This window comes from Ruminococcus sp. AF17-1AC (assembly GCF_003461385.1).
GTDB lineage: Bacteria > Bacillota > Clostridia > Oscillospirales > Ruminococcaceae > Hominimerdicola > Hominimerdicola aceti.
The window spans coordinates 311,109-328,910 of sequence record NZ_QTWZ01000001.1 but is presented as its reverse complement, the minus strand read 5'-3'; the positions used below and the strand labels follow the sequence as shown (position 1 = coordinate 328,910).

The 17,802-nt window shown below is 45.5% G+C and carries 14 protein-coding genes; 3 read left to right on the top strand and 11 right to left on the bottom strand.

What is annotated here, in order from left to right; all coding sequences use genetic code 11:
• Positions 1-652: 652 nt before the first annotated feature.
• Together DWW81_RS01400 and DWW81_RS01395 are read left to right on the top strand one after the other, a co-directional pair.
• Complete coding sequence (locus DWW81_RS01400) at positions 653-1,600, top strand: alpha/beta hydrolase (protein WP_117896453.1); 948 nt, start codon at positions 653-655, stop codon at positions 1,598-1,600.
• A 22-nt stretch (positions 1,601-1,622) separates the two neighbouring features.
• Entirely contained in the window at positions 1,623-3,152 is a 1,530-nt protein-coding gene (locus DWW81_RS01395) for a YifB family Mg chelatase-like AAA ATPase (protein WP_117896452.1), read from the top strand.
• A 210-nt stretch (positions 3,153-3,362) separates the two neighbouring features.
• Here the strand turns inward: DWW81_RS01395 and DWW81_RS01390 are convergent, their stop codons facing one another.
• The 10 genes from DWW81_RS01390 to DWW81_RS01345 form a co-directional block, all read right to left on the bottom strand.
• Entirely contained in the window at positions 3,363-5,444 is a 2,082-nt protein-coding gene (locus DWW81_RS01390) for an elongation factor G (RefSeq protein ID WP_117896451.1), read from the bottom strand.
• Positions 5,445-5,813: 369 nt separating this feature from the next.
• On the bottom strand, positions 5,814-6,416 hold the full coding sequence (locus DWW81_RS01385; RefSeq protein ID WP_117896450.1) for a dipicolinate synthase subunit B: 603 nt from the start codon (positions 6,414-6,416) through the stop codon (positions 5,814-5,816).
• Positions 6,388-7,257 carry a dipicolinate synthase subunit DpsA gene (locus tag DWW81_RS01380; RefSeq protein ID WP_117896449.1) on the bottom strand — a complete coding sequence of 290 codons (870 nt, stop codon included), beginning with the start codon at positions 7,255-7,257 and terminating at the stop codon, positions 6,388-6,390. The genes DWW81_RS01385 and DWW81_RS01380 overlap by 29 nt, the downstream gene beginning before the upstream one ends.
• 136 nt (positions 7,258-7,393) lie before the next feature.
• Positions 7,394-8,248, bottom strand: coding sequence for a histidinol-phosphatase HisJ family protein (locus tag DWW81_RS01375; RefSeq protein ID WP_242989538.1), 855 nt, complete (start codon positions 8,246-8,248; stop codon positions 7,394-7,396).
• A gap of 30 nt (positions 8,249-8,278) precedes the next feature.
• On the bottom strand, positions 8,279-9,058 hold the full coding sequence (locus DWW81_RS01370; RefSeq protein ID WP_117896447.1) for a sugar phosphate isomerase/epimerase family protein: 780 nt from the start codon (positions 9,056-9,058) through the stop codon (positions 8,279-8,281).
• A gap of 55 nt (positions 9,059-9,113) precedes the next feature.
• Positions 9,114-10,469 (bottom strand): PFL family protein, encoded by a 1,356-nt coding sequence (locus DWW81_RS01365; protein WP_022286600.1) that lies wholly within the window; start codon positions 10,467-10,469, stop codon positions 9,114-9,116.
• A gap of 18 nt (positions 10,470-10,487) precedes the next feature.
• Positions 10,488-10,757 carry an ACT domain-containing protein gene (locus tag DWW81_RS01360; RefSeq protein WP_022286601.1) on the bottom strand — a complete coding sequence of 90 codons (270 nt, stop codon included), beginning with the start codon at positions 10,755-10,757 and terminating at the stop codon, positions 10,488-10,490.
• A gap of 367 nt (positions 10,758-11,124) precedes the next feature.
• Positions 11,125-12,624 carry a sialate O-acetylesterase gene (locus tag DWW81_RS01355; RefSeq protein ID WP_117896446.1) on the bottom strand — a complete coding sequence of 500 codons (1,500 nt, stop codon included), beginning with the start codon at positions 12,622-12,624 and terminating at the stop codon, positions 11,125-11,127.
• Between the two features lie 101 nt (positions 12,625-12,725).
• A complete protein-coding gene (locus tag DWW81_RS01350) occupies positions 12,726-13,214 on the bottom strand; it encodes a GNAT family N-acetyltransferase (RefSeq protein WP_117896502.1) in 489 nt (162 codons plus the stop codon).
• Positions 13,215-13,247: 33 nt separating this feature from the next.
• The gene (locus DWW81_RS01345) at positions 13,248-14,864 is read right to left on the bottom strand and encodes an ATP-binding cassette domain-containing protein (RefSeq protein ID WP_117896445.1); all 1,617 of its coding nucleotides are present in this window, start codon (positions 14,862-14,864) and stop codon (positions 13,248-13,250) included.
• Between the two features lie 233 nt (positions 14,865-15,097).
• Between DWW81_RS01345 and glgA the strand changes: the two genes are divergently transcribed.
• Positions 15,098-16,540 carry a glycogen synthase GlgA gene (gene glgA, locus DWW81_RS01340; protein ID WP_022286605.1) on the top strand — a complete coding sequence of 481 codons (1,443 nt, stop codon included), beginning with the start codon at positions 15,098-15,100 and terminating at the stop codon, positions 16,538-16,540.
• Between the two features lie 172 nt (positions 16,541-16,712).
• On the opposite strand, the gene DWW81_RS01335 is transcribed toward glgA, so the two are convergent.
• Positions 16,713-17,786: an ATP-dependent 6-phosphofructokinase gene (locus DWW81_RS01335; RefSeq protein ID WP_117858469.1), complete on the bottom strand. Its 1,074-nt coding sequence runs from the start codon at positions 17,784-17,786 to the stop codon at positions 16,713-16,715.
• Positions 17,787-17,802 lie beyond the last annotated feature (16 nt).

The following is a 17,802-nucleotide window of genomic DNA, read 5'->3' as shown; positions in this document are numbered from 1 at the left end:
CGTTCGCCCGACAAACCTTGCGTTATCCGTACAACATACGTCAACAATGTGTGTTATCCCCAATAACATTTATGTTTTCACAAACCATGTAGGGGACGGCGCCCTCGACGTCCCGATCCCTCAACGTTTCGCATTGCATTATTGTTTATCCCACAAACCATGACAACCCCTACATATATTCGGGATAGTTTATCTTGCCGCAAAATCGCTCCGCTCTTTGCGTATCTACGTTTTGCTATGGGATAGAAAGGCGGTGCAGATTTTATACTCCGATATCACTTTTATCTGATATTTGACTTCTATATGCTTTTGATACTACAATCTGCACCTTGTCGGCTTGCGCCGAATGAGGCTCTGCCTCATACTCCGCTAGGGGCTTTGCCCTGTACCCACAAGGGGTTTCACCCCCTGACCCTGACCAGGGACGTGTCCCTGGACCTTTTGCTCGCTTCGCTCGGTGCTTTATTTTACTTTATGCTTGCAATTTACTTTGGTCTGCTTTGCCCATTCCTCATTTCTCATTCCTCATTCCTCACTCCTCACTTAAACTCCGCTCCTATTAAAAACTTCCCCTTGATTATTCCCCCAAAAAGTGCTATACTATTGATAAGTAAAATTGCACGAAATCATAACCCCAAGGAGGTAAATTTCTATGAATTGTACTCATTTCAAAAGCTACTATCCGTCCTCTGACGGACTTCATAAGATCGCATATTACGTTCGTTTCCCTATCGGCACAGTAAGAGGTGTCGTTCAGATATCCCACGGTATGTGCGAATATTTCAGCCGTTATGACGACCTCGCTGAGTTCCTCACAGGCTTAGGCTTCGCAGTATGCGGAAACGACCACCTCGGTCATGGCGACAGTGTGAACGATAATTCCGAGCTTGGCTACTTCTCCCCTGAACATGGCTGGGAAAACGCTGTCGAGGATATGTATACTCTCACAAAAATGATGAAACACAACTACCCTGACAAGCCGTATTTTCTTCTCGGCCACAGCATGGGAAGCTTCCTTGCAAGAGCTTTTGTAACCAAGCATGGCAGAAACCTCACAGCGGCTATCTTCTGCGGAACAAGCGGCGGCATGGAGGGTATCCCTGCTTTACTCACCCTTGTTGACAGCCTGAAAATACTCCATGGCGACAAATACAGGAGCAACGCTGTAAATAAGCTTGCTTTCGGTGCTTATACAAGAAAAATTACCGATAAGGTCAGCGAATATGATTGGATATCCCGTGACCCTGAAATAGTTTCCACCTACGAAAAAGACCCTAAATGCAACTTTATTTTCACCCTGAACGGCTTTGAAAATCTTGCAAAGCTTTTGTGGTATGTTTCAAATGAAAAGTGGTTCTCCACCTATCCGAAAACTTTGCCTACCTATCTTATAGCAGGCAGTGCCGACCCTGTGGGAAACTACGGAAAAGGCGTACTAAACGTGTTCAACAGGCTGTCCCTCAACGGCTGTGACGTTGAGATGAAGATATACGAAAATGCACGTCACGAGCTTGTGAACGAAACCAACCGCCGTGAAGTGTATAATGATATTGCAGATTTTCTGCTCGATATCATAAGCTCTGAGATGTGTTCAGATTAAGACGTAAGGGAGAGAAGTCAACGTGTTTGCTGTAATAAACAGTGTAGGTCTGCTGGGGCTTAACGCCTTTGCGGTCAAGGTGGAGATAGAAGCTTCAAAGGGTCTGCCCTCTTTCGATATCGTGGGGCTTGCGGACGCATCTGTAAAAGAAAGCCGTGAACGTGTGCGTTCTGCACTGCGTTCAAGCGAGATAACATTGCCTCTGAGAAAAATAATCATAAATCTTGCACCTGCCGATGTGAGAAAAACAGGCTCGGTCTATGACTTAGCCGTGGCAGTTGCACTCTTGCGAATGGCTGACCTTGTTGATGACAGTATGCTTTCCACCTCCGCTTTTATCGGCGAACTTTCTCTCAGCGGAGAAGTAAGACCTGTTCAGGGCGTTTTGCCTATGACCATAATGGCGCAGAAAATGGGACTTTCTGAGATATATGTTCCTGCCGACAATGTTCGTGAAGCTTCCGTTGTGGAGGGTATAAAAGCCTATGGCGTAAGGTCTTTGAGGGAGCTTGTTTTTCACTTTGAGAAAAAGGCGACAATAGTTCCTGCGGCACACTATAAGCCAACCGCTGAAAGCTATTTCGGAAGTCTTGATTTTGCCGACGTAAAAGGACAATCAGCGGCAAAAAAAGCATTGGAGGTCGCAGCGGCAGGCGGTCACAACGTTCTTATGGTAGGTTCGCCCGGCTCAGGAAAATCAATGCTTGCAAAACGTATGCCGTCGATACTTCCTGCAATGACCTTTGAGGAGTCCATAGAAACCACAAATATCCATTCTGTGGCAGGACTTTTGGACAGCAACAGTCCTCTTATCACCACCAGACCTTTCCGTTCACCGCATCATACAGTTTCACCGGCAGGACTTTCAGGCGGAGGCTCTGTGCCAAAGCCCGGTGAGATATCCCTTGCACATAACGGCTTGCTTTTTCTTGACGAGCTTGCAGAGTTTTCTCGACCTGCCCTTGAGATCTTACGTCAGCCTTTGGAGGACAGGCAGGTGACCATATCCAGAGTGTCAGGGTCGATAACATACCCATGTTCGTTCATGCTTATCGCTGCAATGAATCCTTGTCCATGCGGATATTTTGGTCATCCTACAAGAAAGTGCATATGCTCTCCGAAACAAGTTTCAAGCTATCTTTCCAAAGTCAGCGGACCACTTCTCGACCGTTTTGACATTCATTTGGAGGTCGCACCTGTTGAGTTTGCAGATCTTTCTTCCACTGCCAAAGAGGAGTCATCAGCGTCCATAAGAGAGCGTGTTCAAAAAGCCCGTGACATACAAAACGGGCGTTTCAAAGGCACTAGCATAACCTGCAACGCACGAATAACCTCTGATATTCTTCACGAGGTCTGCCCTGTGACAGATGAGGCTTCAAAGCTTTTGGAGAACGTTTTTGACAGGCTGGGTCTTTCAGCAAGAGCCTATGACCGCATACTTAAAGTCGCACGAACTGTTGCGGATATGGACGGTGCAAAGGTCATAGACAAAAAGCATATCGCAATGGCTGTTCAGTATCGAAGCCTCGACAGAAAATATTGGAATGGGTGATATGTGCGTCACATAAAAGCTGACAGGAAACGGGCGAACACTGTTCGCCCCTACTATGGTGTATTCAAATACATATGATAATTGCAGACGGTTTTTATTCCGTCTGTTTTTTTGTGCAAAAAAGTACGGGAACGCCCGAAACATTCCCGTACTGTCCTTATCACAATTCTATAATCATCCCTAAAAAAATCTATCTTATATCCCCAAAAATCAATCTGCCACTGCGTTCTTTGCGATAACGTCTGCAACAAGATTTGCAGGGAGCGGCTCGTAACGTGCTTTTTCAAAGGTGAACACGCCCTGACCCTGTGTCATTTGTCTCAGAAGCAGTGTGAAGTCTGCCATTTCAGCCATTGGAACTTCGGCAACTATCTCGGTCATACCCTTCTTTTCCGCAGGATTCATGCCCAGAACTCTGCCTCTTCTCTTGTTGAGCTCGCCCATCATGTCGCCAGTGTTATCATCAGGTACGAAAACGCTCAAAGAGCCGATCGGTTCGAGGAGAACAGGCTCTGCCTGACGCATACCCTCTTTGTATGCGATAGAAGCTGCCATTTTGAATGCCATTTCTGAGCTGTCAACAGGGTGATATGAGCCGTCCACAAGGATAGCTTTCAGACCTACTACAGGGAAACCTGCGAGAACGCCTTTCTTTACGCTTTCCTGCAAGCCCTTTTCTACGGCTGGGAAGAAGTTCTTTGGAACTGCTCCGCCAAACACCTTTTCTTCAAATACAAGGTCGTCAGATACGCATGGCTCAAATTCTATCCAAACGTCACCATACTGACCGTGACCGCCTGACTGCTTCTTATGTCTGCCCTGCACCTTGACTTTCTTTCTGATAGTTTCACGATAGGAGATCTTAGGCACAGAAGTTTCTACTTCAACGCCGAATGTTCCTGCAAGTCTGCCCACAACTGAATCAAGGTGAAGTCCGCCCAAGGTGCTGAGTATCATTTCGTTTGTTGACGGGTCGAGCTTGTAATCTATAGTAAGGTCTTCTTCCATAAGTCTTGTCATTGCGGCGGATATCTTGCTTTCATCGCCCTGCTTTTTAGCTCTTACTGCCATTTTGTAGCATGGTTTAGGGAATGTGAGCTGTGCAAACTTAACAACTCTTGCGGAGTCACAGATAGTATCGTTGGTGTTCACGTTCATCTTCATTGCCACAACGATATCTCCACAGCCTGCTTCGGCAACGTCTATCTGCTTTTTGCCCTGAAGCGTAACAAGCTTTCCGACCTTTTCGGTGCTTCCTGTGGTAGCGTTCACAACCTCCTTGTTAGGTGTAAGCTTTCCTGAAAATACCTTTATGTATGACATCTTGCCAACAAATGGGTCAGCAACTGTCTTGAATACAAATGCGCTCATAGGGTCGCTTTCAACGCAAGCGACCTCAACAGCTTCGCCGTCTGCTGTTTCGCCTATCATAGCGTCCTTTTCTGACGGAGGAGGGAGCAGTAGGTCTATCTCCTTAAGGAGCATATCAACACCTGAGAGGTCTGTGGAAGAAACGCAGGTAACAGGAGTTATAATGCCTGAGTTCATGCCGCTATGTATTCCGTCGATAAGCTCTTTCTGTGTGAATGCTTCGCCTGAGAAGAACTTTTCAAAAAGCGCCTCGTCAGTTTCTGCAACGGCTTCGGACACGGCTTCGATAAGTCCGTCGATACGATAACCCATTTTCTCTGATACATCAGCTGTAGGCATATCAGTTTCAACTGCCTTGCCGTCTTCATACTTATATGCTTTCATCTCAATGAGATTTACATAAGAAACTATCTTTCTGTCTGCGATAACAGGCACAACAACAGGGCAAACTGTAGGTCCGAACTCTGCTTTGAGCTGAGTAAGAACGTTATTGAAGTTTGCGTTATCGTCATCAAGCTTTGTTACAACGAACATTGTAGGCTTGCCCATTTTCTTTGCAAGGTCATAAGCCTTGTGAGTACCTACACGAACGCCTGATTTACCTGATACAGTGATGAGTACGCAACCGCTTGCGGCAATGCCCTCAACAGCTTCGCCCTCATAATCGAACATACCGGGAGTATCAAGAAGATTTACCTTGAACTCGCCAGTTTCCAAAGAAGAAAGAGATGTGTAAACAGAACATTTTCTCTTTATCTCATCAGGAGTATAATCAGAAACAGTGTTTCCGTCAGTTATCTTGCCGAGCCTGTCAGTAGCTCCGCTTTTATATAGCAGTGCCTCAGTCAGAGAGGTCTTTCCAGAACCTGCCTGACCTGCAATAGCAATATTTTTTATTTTTGTGCTGTCGTATTTTTTCAAGTTGATCGCTCCAATCTATGCCGTTGGACGGCTTAATGTGATATGCAGTATAATTATATGTATCATTTACACAAAATATATCAACCGCATAAGATAATTATATACTATTTTCACATAAATAGCAAGGGTGGAAAGAAAAATTTCTTTCGTGAATGTGAACAAAGTTTAGACTTGTTATAAAGCAGATTGCACAAGGGCGGAGGTTAAGTGAGGAGTGAGGAGTGAGGAGTGAGGAATTAGCATAGCTGTCCCCAAGCACCGAGCGAAGCGATTTTGCGGCGGCAGGACTTGCCCGAATATCTGTAGGGGTGCGGTTATCAGAGATGTGTGAATGCAAAAAGCTCCCCGAGCGTTTCGGAGAGCTTTTGGTTATTTTACCCTTATGATAGGCTGAAGCTGTATCCCTTCAAGAGCCGATTGAATAGTTTCGGGTATGAGTTCAAACTCAGCCACTATGGAGTTTGGCTTCTTTTCGCAGTTGTCCTGCGCATATGGTACGAAATAGTAGTTTCTCAGATTTTGCAGATAACCTATGTTTTTAGCACACCCTGCCAGTGCGTCATTTGTCGATATGGCGATGACCACGGGACGAGCATTTCTCAGGTGACTTTTTACCGCCATGGTGGCTGGAGTGTCCGTCAAACCAAGAGCAAGCTTTGCTGCCGTGTTTGAGGTGCAGGGTGCTGCTACCATGATATCACACATCTTTTTCGGTCCGATCGGCTCGGCTTCTTCTATGGTGCGTATGACCTTGCGGCCTGCTATGGTTTCAAGGCGTTTGATGTTTTCTTCCGCTGTGCCAAAACGTGTAGATATAGATGCGGCGTTGAAAGACATAATTGGCACAAGCTTTGCGCCCTGCTGCACAAGCCGTTCTGCGGCGGCAAATGCCTTTTCAAAGGTGCAGAAGGAGCCGGTCATGCAAAAGCCTATTCGTATGCCGTCAAGTGACATTCTTTGTTCCCCTTTCATTCAAAATGTCCGTGACTGTTCGGGCGATTATCTCTCCTGCAGTCATAGGTGCGGCTTTGGCTGGAAGTCCCAATGCCCATACCACACGCCTGTTCAGCTTTGCGGCAGTTTCATGATCTACTCCGCCAGGTCGGGAGGCAAGGTCTATGATAAGAGAGTTTTTATCCATTACGCCCAAAAGCTTTTCATCAAGTATCATGGCAGGGACGGTGTTTATTATTATAGTATACTCCGAAATATTGTCCGCAAGAGCTGTGATAAGTTCTGCCTTATATCCTGCGCCCTCGGCTTCTGCAAGCGCAGAAAGCTTTCTTGCGGATATAGTCACATCTGCGCCGACAGCCCGAAAAAGCTTAGCGCAGGCTTTCGCTACTCTGCCATAGCCAATAACTAGGACGGTGGAACCGTTCACGGTGACAGCAAGCTCCTGCATAGCTATTTGCAAAGCGCCCTCCGCCGTGGGGATACAATTTCTTATAACAAGCTCCTCTCGCTTATAGTAATCCTTAACATCGAAGCCGAGAGAGGAGAAATATTCTATTTGATCACGGCGGAGCAGACCGCCTGCCACGAGTGCATTTTTCTTTAAATGCGTTGAAACGTCACTGCATGATACCTTTACATTACGGCTAGAAGAGATATCCAGCCCGTCAGCTTTCATGAGAGGAAGTACGAGAACGTCCGCCTTTTCGGTGAGCTGATCGAGATGAGCGAGGGGGATAGTGTCCTCGCCTTTATCGTCCATGCCGTAAGTATAGACCCTGCCGATTTTAGTGAGAGTCTGAGCTGTATATGTTTGTCTTGCGTCACCGCCGACGCAGAGGAAAACTGTTTTTTTCATATGGATACCTCCTGTGGGACTATGCCTGATAGAGTTATATATAATTATATGTATCGGTGGGCTAAATGTTACCGGCAAAACAAAACGCCCTATCCCTGCAAAGCAAGAATTGCGGCGCTTTGATATGATATCATATTTATATCTTGATAAACTTCGGCTCGTGCTTTTTGAAATAGGTCAGATACTTAAAGCCTGCCGCCTGCGCCATTTCTACGCCTGCGGAAATATCTCTGCCGATATCTGCGGTGCAGTGGGCGTCTGAGCCTATGGTCAATATCTCGCCGCCTAGGGCTTTGTAGAGTTTCACATAGCCAAGGTCAGGGAGGGGCTTGCCGTATTTTTGCCTTAATCCCGACACATTTATCTCTATGCCCTTGCCTCTTTGGATAAGTGTACAAAAAATTTCCCTGATAATATCCTCATATGGAGAAAGATCTATTTGTATACCGCAATCTCCCTGGATATATCGCAGAGGATAGGTGAGGTGTCCTAAAACATCGAACCTGCCCCATTTGCACATTTCAAGCATTTCTTTGAAATAGTCGTCAAGGAGAGCATAAATTTGCGGCAAGTCCATATTTTTGTACTCTATCCAATAGAAATCGTCCTTGCCTTTATTCTGATGATGTGAGCCGATGATAAAATCAAGGCGCTTGTCGGAGGCTATCTCCTCGGCAAATTCTATATCCTGCAAAGGCTGACCAAGCTCTATTCCGCAGAGAAAATTTAAACCCTCCAGATGCTGTGAAGCTTCATACTGGGCGACTATGCTTGCGGGGGCATACTCCCCCGAGCCGTACATCATGCCGTCTTTCAGGGCTTCAGGGTCACCATAATGGTCGGCTTTATAGCGAAAATTGCAATCGCAATGGTCAGTTATGGCAAATGCCGCCAAGCCAAGTTCTTTCGCCCTTTGAATGGACTGCTGGACAGTTCCCTCACCATCTGGGGAAAAACCTGTGTGGGTGTGCATATCTATAAGAGTTTTCATAGGTCCTCCTATCTGTACAGAAATTTGTACTTATATAGAATCGTAAAGCTTTTCAAGCTGTTCTTCCGCTTCTGCCGCACGTCTTACAAAGCTGTCAGGTGCAGCATTTTGGTACATGGTGGACTTTGACATATAAAGCTCTAATGACAATGGTAGCTGGTGGCCGAGGTTTTTGAGCTTTCTGAGAAATTTCTCAAAGTTCAGGTTGCCGTCAAATGGTATCATGTGTCCGTCGGTGTTGCCGTCGTTATCGTGGATATGCAGGCAGGCAAGCTTGCTTCCAAACTTCGTCAGGCAATCAGTATTCTTTGAGAAGCAATTCTCATGACCTGTATCATAGCAAAATTTCACGTTATCGAGGCTGCCGAACCGGTCGAAAAGCACGTCAAGAAACTGCGGGAGCTGGATATTCTCAAAGGCGATATCGACGCCGTTTTCTTCTCCGCACTGTATTATCTTGGCGAAATTCTCTATACCGAAACGAGATACCTCGGGTGGAACAAGCCCGTCAGTGGGGTGGCATATCATGGTTTTTACGCCGTTTTCACCGCACACTCTTACACATTCAAGTGTTCGTTGGAGGATATATTCGCTCTCTTGGCATATTGTCCAAAGGGCGTTCATGCGGTCAAACTGTGAATGGACGTTTTCTATTTCCAGTCCAAAATTTCGTATAATATCATACTGTGTGTATTTTAGTCCGTCAGAAAAGCCAAGCATTACACCGTCAAAGCCGTTCTCTTTTATAAGTCTTATACGCTCCTCAAAGGGTATTTTAAAGGTGAAGTCTGCAAACATACAGCGTTTCAATCTGTTTTCCTCCTTACCAAAAACAGCGGCAGAATTGCTCTGCCGCCGTGAAAATTTAGTTTTTGAGAGAATGGAGTGGTGCAGGGATCTGTCCGCCACGATTGATGAACTTGGAAGGTGACTCTTTTTTGAGCGGCATAACAGGTCCGCAGCCAAAAAGTCCGCCCCAATCAAGTTCTTCGCCAACGCCCTTGCCAATAGCAGGGATAACTCTTACGGCGGTGGTCTTGTTGTTTACCATACCGATAGCAGCTTCATCTGCGATGATAGCGGAAATAGTATCGGCTGGCGTATCGCCCGGAATACATATCATATCAAGACCAACTGAGCATACAGCGGTCATAGCTTCGAGCTTTTCAATGCAGAGCGCACCGCTCTTTGCGGCATCTATCATGCCTGCATCCTCAGAAACAGGGATAAATGCGCCTGAAAGTCCGCCTATTCTTGAGCAAGCCATTACGCCGCCCTTTTTAACTGCGTCATTGAGCAGGGCGAGGGCTGCTGTTGTGCCATGTGTACCGCACTTTTCAAGACCTATTTCCTCGAGGATATGGGCAACAGAGTCGCCTACTGCCGGAGTTGGTGCAAGTGAAAGGTCAACGATACCGAATGGAACGCCAAGACGCTTGGAAGCGATAGTTCCAACGAGCTGACCTACTCTTGTTATCTTATATGAAATCTCCTTGATAACGTCGGATATCTTTGTGATATCAGCGTCAGGATATTTTCTCAAAGCGGCTCTTACAACGCCAGGACCTGATACGCCCACGTTTATCATGCAATCAGGCTCGCCAACACCGTGGAAAGCACCTGCCATGAACGGGTTATCCTCAACTGCGTTACAGAAAACAACGAGTTTTGCTGCGCCAAAGCAGGCAGAGTCAACTGTTCTTTCTGCACACTCTCTTACAACGCCGCCCATCATTTTGCAGGCGTCCAGATTGATACCTGTTTTTGTTGAACCGATATTTACAGAGGAACATACTCTCTCAGTAGTAGCAAGTGCCTCTGGGATAGACTTGATAAGCTCGATATCGCCTGCGGAGAAGCCCTTTGGAACGAGGGCTGTATATCCACCGATAAGGTTTACGCCAACGTCCTTTGCGGCTCTGTCCATAGCGTGTGCAAATGGAACAGGTGAACACTTGCAGGCAGCAGACACGATAGCGATAGGGGTAACGGAAATTCTCTTATTTATGATCGGGATTCCAAGCTCCTTTTCTATCTGCTCGCCCACCTCAACAAGCCTTGCAGCTTTTGCGGTTATCTTCTTATAGACATTCTCGCAGGCAACGTTTATATCGCTGTCGATACAATCAAGCAGAGAAATGCCCATTGTGATAGTACGAATATCAAGACAATCGTCCTGTATCATTCGTATCGTTTCCAACACGTCATATGTATTAATCATTTTACAGAAATCTCCTCTTTAGATATGGTGCATACAGTTAAAAATATCCTCGTGCATTGTATGGATCTTTACGCCCATTGTCTGACCAAGCTCTGTCAGTCCGTCTGCCATGGTAGCAAAATCGGAGTTGAGCTTTGTGATGTCAACAAGCATTATCATAGCAAAGAGGTCCTGCAAAACTGACTGAGTGACCTCGATAACATTCGCATTATATTCTGCACACTTTGTGCTTACCTTTGCAAGGATACCTACAGCGTCCTTACCTATAACCGTAACAACAGCTCTCATTAATAAGACCAGCCTTTCCAAATTCATTTATATATCTTCTATTATACCACACAGCGGAGATTTTGCCAAGAGTTTTAATTATAAATATTTTATTAACGTTGGAAATGCGTTTTATGGGGCTACGGTCAAGGCAGGTGGTTTGCGGTGAACGAAACGGGCGAACATTGTTCGCCCCTACCCATATTTTTACGAATTACAAAAAAATTCGCACAAAATCGAAAACGTTGAAGTGCAAAAAAAGCGGGGTGTCAGATTTCTGCAAAACAAAAAAAGTTTGATGAGCGGGACGTCAATTTCTGTGAGCTTGCGAGCAGAAATTTCGCCGCTCCCCTACAAAAAACGCCCCCATTTAGGGGACGTTCTTGTATTATTTTTCTGTTCTGAATGGCGCAAGTGGTATGCCTGTTTCGTTGAAGATAGTTACCTCGCAATAGTTGAACCAGTTGTATCTTGCATAGAGAGGTTTTTCAACGGCGTCTGACTTGATGAAAATTTTACTGCCGTTTATAGTGATATCGGCTTTTACGAACTCTTCGTCCTTGCCTGCTATCTCAAAGCCCTGTGCTTCGCCCTTTACTACAAAGCCGTTTTCGGCATGGTCAAAGCTAAGCTCTATACCACCGTTTTTATACTCCAGCGACTTATAGATAGGTCCGAATGCTTTTACGTCCATGCCGTAGAAAAGCTTTTCTGCCTGCAAACAAAGTCTTTCGCCAACGGGTACTTTATCCTTTGGGTGAATCTCATTGAATTCGCCGCAATCGGAGATAACAGCTATTCCTGTATTTTTCACTGTCTTATATGCTCTCATCTGTGCTTCTCTTATTTTACACCAATGCTTATAATCAGGGTCTGCGGCGTATTTGAACATTGGGAGCTGGACGATTATGAATGAAAGCTCGTCGTCGCCCCACTTCTCTCTCCAAAGCCTGATAAGAGATGTGAGGAGGGTGTAATAGCTGTCAGGCTTATGGTCGTCTGACTCGCCCTGATAATAGAGGAAGCCTTTTATTGTATAAGGACAAACTCTTGACACCATGGTCTCAAAAAGTCCTGTTGGGCGGAATGGGTTTACGCAGTTTATTGGACCCGGCCAATTCTTATCGCCAAGGATCTCGTTGGCTTTCTCCCAGCTCATTGTTGGGACTTTTTGCAGAAGCTCGCCGTATTTTTTATCCCACACACGCTCAAATTTCTGATAATCTCTGTATTCTTTTATCTGCTCCTCGACAGTTTTGCCCTCAATACGTTTTTCATACTCGTCTATGTAGCTTCTTATTTCAGCGTTGTTTTCAAGGGTCGGTCTGTCTACCCATGCGGAGGCTGATGTGCCGCCCCAGTTACAGCCGATAAGTCCTACTGTTACGCCAAGGTCTGCGGCAAGCTTTCTTCCAAAGAAAAAGCCGACTGCACTCCATGCCCTTGAATTATCCTTTGAAGCCTGTGACCATGCGGTATTGTTTTCGTCCTCATAGAACATTTCGTCAAGAGTGCCACGCTTTTGAGTGTAATAAAATCTTACGTTGCAATCAGGGGTGAGGTTTTCGAGAACTTCTTTGCCGCCCTTTGCGTTTTGAAGTTCAAGCTCCATATTTGACTGGCCGCCGCAGAACCACACTTCGCCTATCATGATACGGCAGAATTTTTTCTCTGTACAGCCGTCTGAAACTATCATTTCATACTCTCCGCCTGCACTCATTGGAGGGAGGACGGCTGTCCACCTGCCGTCGCAGACCTGCGTCTGGACTGACACGCCGTTAAGAGTAACTGTGACAGTTCTTTCCTCGTCCCCAAGTCCCCAGACTGTTATGTTCTTGTCACGCTGGAGCACCATATCGTTTGAAAAAATATTTGCTACTTTTAACATACTTCCTTCACCTTTCAATACCCATAAAAATTCAATATTCAAAAAATATCATCGCCTCAGGCGATACCTTAATTCCTCACTCCTCACTCCTAACTCCTCACTTACAGTGTGTGGTAGAAAAGAATGATATCCTCAAAGACGCCCTCTTTGTTTTCAAAGCCCTTCGGTACAGTGCCGAGCTTAACAAAGCCGAGGTTTTCGTAAAGCTTTACCGCCTTGATGTTTGATGCAACAACGGCGTTGAACTGGAGCACCTTAAAGCCTTTTTGCTTTGCTATGAAAAGGCAATGTTCGACTATGACCTTTCCTGTTCCTTTTCCACGGCAGGTGCTTTTTACGGCATAGCTTGCGTTTGCGATATGTCCGCATCTGCCAACGTTATTAGGGTGGAGGATATACATTCCAACGGTCTCGCCCTCATACTCTGCAACACCACAGAATGTTTGTGAAGCAAAGAATTTTTTTGCCCCATCATAGTCGAGGATCTCTTTCTGTGGGAAAGCATTGCCCTCTTTTACAACTTCGTTCCATATCTCTGCCATTGCAGGAACGTCATCAATGTTGTAACCTCTTACGGTCACGTTTTTCATTTTTGCCATTTTGGATACTTCTCCATAATAAAATTACTCTATAAATGACTTCATGCCACGCTCACGTCGCCAATCAAGGAACTCCTCATATGTTCCCTGTCTGTCGATACAGCCGTCGGGGGTTATCTCGATTATTCTGTTTGCAACTGTCTGAACTATTTCGTGGTCATGAGATGCGAAGATCACAACGCCTTTGAAATCTCTAAGTCCGTTATTTACGGCTGTGATAGACTCAAGGTCGAGGTGGTTGGTAGGTCTGTCAAGCATTATAACGTTTGAGCCGAAGAGCATCATACGGCTGAACATACATCTTACCTTTTCACCGCCTGAGAGAACTTTTACAGGCTTATATATCTCGTCCCCTGAGAAAAGCATTTTGCCAAGGAAACCTCTGAGGTAGGTGTCTGTTACCTCGGAAGTGGAATATTTTCTTATCCAGTCAACTATGCTTTCGTCATTATCGTTGAAGTAGGCTGAGTTGTCAATAGGGAAATATGAACGTGATGTGGAAACGCCCCACTTAATGCTGCCCTCGTCTGGCTCTTCTTCCTCTGCAAGTATCTTGAAAAGCATTGTGATAGCCTGCTCGGACTCGCCGATGAAAGCGACCTTATCGGTACGGCTGAGGGTAAAGGAAACATTATTGAGGAGCTTTACGCCGTCAACTGTTTTGGATATGCCGTTGACTTTGAGGACGTCTTTTCCAAGCTCTCTATCCATATTAAAGCCTATGAAAGGATATTTTCTTGATGAGGCAGGCATTTCCTCGACTGTGAGCTTATCAAGAAGCTTTCTTCTTGCGGTAGCCTGCCTGGACTTTGATTTGTTTGCTGAGAAGCGGTTGATAAACTCCTGAAGTTCCTTGATCTTCTCCTCTGCTTTCTTGTTCTGGTTCTTTATCATTCTCTGCATGAGCTGTGAGGACTCATACCAGAACTCGTAGTTACCAACATACATTTTTATCTTTGTATAGTCGATATCCACGATATGGGTACAAACATTATTAAGGAAGTGTCTGTCATGGGATACGACGAGGACAGTTCCGAAATAGTCTGCAAGGAAGTCCTCAAGCCAGCTTATAGCGTCGATATCAAGGTGGTTGGTAGGCTCGTCCAGCATGATGATATCAGGATTGCCGAAAAGTGCCTGTGCAAGAAGCACCTTGACTTTTTCGTTACCTGAGAGGGTGGACATCTGTGAATAGAGGATATCCTCGGAAAGACCAAGACCCTGAATGAGCTTTGATGCGTCAGACTCAGCTTCCCAGCCATTTAATTCTGCGAACTCGCTTTCAAGCTGTCCTGCTCTGTCGCCGTCCTCCTCGGTGAAGTCCTCCTTGGCGTAAAGCTCGTCCTTTTCTTTCATTATCTCATAAAGTCGCTTATTGCCCATTATTACAGTTTCGAGAACTGTATACTCGTCAAATGCAAAGTGATCCTGACGAAGCACTGAAAGTCTGTCCTCTTTTGAGATCACTACCTCGCCTGTGGTAGGCTCTATCTCACCGCAGAGGATCTTCAGAAATGTTGACTTTCCTGCACCGTTTGCACCGATTATGCCATAGCAGTTGCCGTTTGTAAATTTAAGGTCAACGTCCTTGAAAAGAAGCTGACCACCGAATGAAAGGCTTACGTTTGATACTGTTATCATTTTAACTCTCCTATATCTGATAATTATACTTTGACACTTTATTATACCACACAAAGAGGCTTATGTCTACTTTTAATTATTAATTTTTCATCACTGCGCTTTTATGGTGCAAACGAGGTTTTGCTCTTGACGTTTTCAACAAAAAGTGTTATAATTGTTACGTACACATTGGCAATAGCGATAATTATTGCCCTGAAAATTCAAGAAATTAAGTTGGAAAGGATAACTTGAATATGAAAAAAGTTTTGTTCGCTTCTTCGGAGTGTGTTCCGTTTATCAAGACAGGCGGTCTTGCTGACGTTGTTGGCTCTCTGCCTAAGTGCTTTGACAAGAGGTATTATGATGTCAGAGTAATTCTTCCTAAATATTCCTGCATGAAACAGCAGTGGAAAGACATGATGCAGTACAAAACGCATTTCTACATGGACTTTGCAGGTCAGAGCCAATATGTGGGCGTGCTTGAATGCGTTTATGATGGCGTTACGTTCTATTTTATCGACAACGAACATTATTTCACCGGTGACAAGCCTTACACTGAGCATCACTGGGATATAGAAAAGTTCATGTACTTTGACAGAGCTGTGCTTTCTGCTCTGCCGCTTCTTGATTTCCGTCCTGACGTTATACACTGTCACGACTGGCAGACGGGTCTTATACCTGTATATCTTCATGACAGCTTTGCAGGGGGAGATTTCTTCCGCGGCATAAAGACTGTTATGACTATACACAATCTGAAATTCCAGGGAAATGACGGCGTTGAGCAGTTCAAGAGGATATCCGGTCTGTCTGACTACTACTTCACTATCGACAAGCTGAGAACGGGCGTTGACGGAAATATGCTCAAGGGCGGTCTTGTTTATGCTGACGCTATCACAACTGTCAGCAACACATACGCAGAGGAGATAAAGACTCAGTTCTACGGCGAGGGTCTTGACGGACTTATGAGGGCAAGGGCTAACGATCTTCGAGGCATCGTAAATGGTATCGACTACGTTGATTACAACCCTGACACGGACAAGAACATTGTTGTAAGATACAATTATGACAACGTGCTCGAGAAGAAGATACACAACAAGAGAGCAATTCAGGCTGAGCTTGGTCTTGCGCAGGACGACAATCGTTTCATGATAGGCATTGTTAGCCGTTTGACAGATCAGAAGGGCTTTGACCTTATTGCATACATGATGGAAAGAATGTGCGAACAGGGCATACAGTTCGTTGTGCTTGGCACGGGCGAGCAGAAATATGAGGATATGTTCCGCTGGTTTGCAGGAAAGTATCCTGACAGAGTTTCCGCTAACATTTACTACAGTGAGGAAATGAGCCACCGCATTTACGCATCTGCTGACGCATTCCTTATGCCGTCCCTTTTCGAGCCATGCGGACTTTCACAGCTTATGTCACTGCGTTACGGCACGCTGCCTATCGTTCGTGAAACCGGCGGTTTGAGAGATACTGTTCAGCCGTTCAATCAGTTTGAGAGGACCGGCACTGGTTTCAGCTTTGCAAACTACAATGCACACGAGATGTACAACACTGTTATGTTCGCAAAGTACATATTCGATGACAGACGTGACGAATGGAACGGACTTATCAAATCTGCAATGGCACAGGATTTCTCATGGCAGGCTTCTGCTAACAAATATCAGGAAATGTATGACTGGCTTATCGGCTAAGATAGATACAAGAAAAGCTCCGCAGGAAAAATGCGGAGCTTTTCTTATATGATATGGTTTGGGTCAGGCGTATGATACGTTGGGAATCAGGCGGGCGACCTCAGATCGCCGCTACGGAAACAAACATAAAAAACGGTACAGTTTAGGCTGCACCGCTTTTGTTCTGCATTTATCAGTCACCGAAAGCGACGCCCAGAGCCTTTGCGGTCTTGACGAGCTGGTGGTCGGCAGGGACGAATTTTGTTTTGCCTGCGACTTCTGAAAGTGGGTTTTCTGACACAACTTCATTTATCATTGCCACTGCATAGCCGTATTTATCGGCTGCGATAAGCTCTGCGGCATGGACGCCGAACTTTGTGGCAAGAACTCTGTCATAGGCTGACGGACTGCCGCCTCTGAGCATATGACCAGGAACGCAAACTCTTGTTTCTCTGCCTGTAAGCTCTTCTATCTGCTTTGCAATTCTAGGGGTAGCAGTTGTAAGACCCTGCTCTGCACGGAGTCTTGCTCTTTCCTTCTTTTTAAGCTTTGCCTCTTCTTTATCAAAAGCACCCTCAGCCACTGCCATTATAGAGAAGCCCTTTGACTCTCTCTTTTCGCAAGCCTCGGCAAGCTTTTCTATATCGTATGGTATCTCAGGGATCACTATTATATCTGCACCGCCTGCGATACCTGAATAGAGGGTGAGCCAGCCGGCTTTATTGCCCATTATTTCTGCAACGAGTATTCTTCCGTGGGAATTGGCTGTGGAATGAAGTCTGTCGATAACGTCTGTAGCGGTATCCACTGCGGTATGGAAGCCGAATGTTACGCTTGTGCCCCAGATATCGTTGTCGATAGTTTTTGGCAGTCCGATAACGTTAAGTCCCTCAGTTGAAAGGAGGTTAGCGGTCTTATGAGTGCCGTTGCCGCCCAAGGTGAGCAGGCAATCGAGCTTCTGCTTTTTATAGGTTTCTTTCATAGCCTTTACTTTATCCACGTTATCTTCTTCGATGACCTGCATTTTCTTGAAAGGCGTTCTCTTTGTGCCGAAAATAGTTCCGCCTGTGGTAAGGATACCAGAAAAATCAGACTGCTTCATTTCCTTGCACATATTATTGATAAGCCCGTAATAGCCGTCCTCTATGCCGATTATCTGGACGTCTTCGCCAAACTTTTCATAGCAAGCCTTTGCAACGCCTCTGATAGTTGCGTTAAGTCCCGGACAATCTCCTCCGCTTGTGAGTATGCCTATTCTTTTCTTCATTTTACCAAGTCCTTTC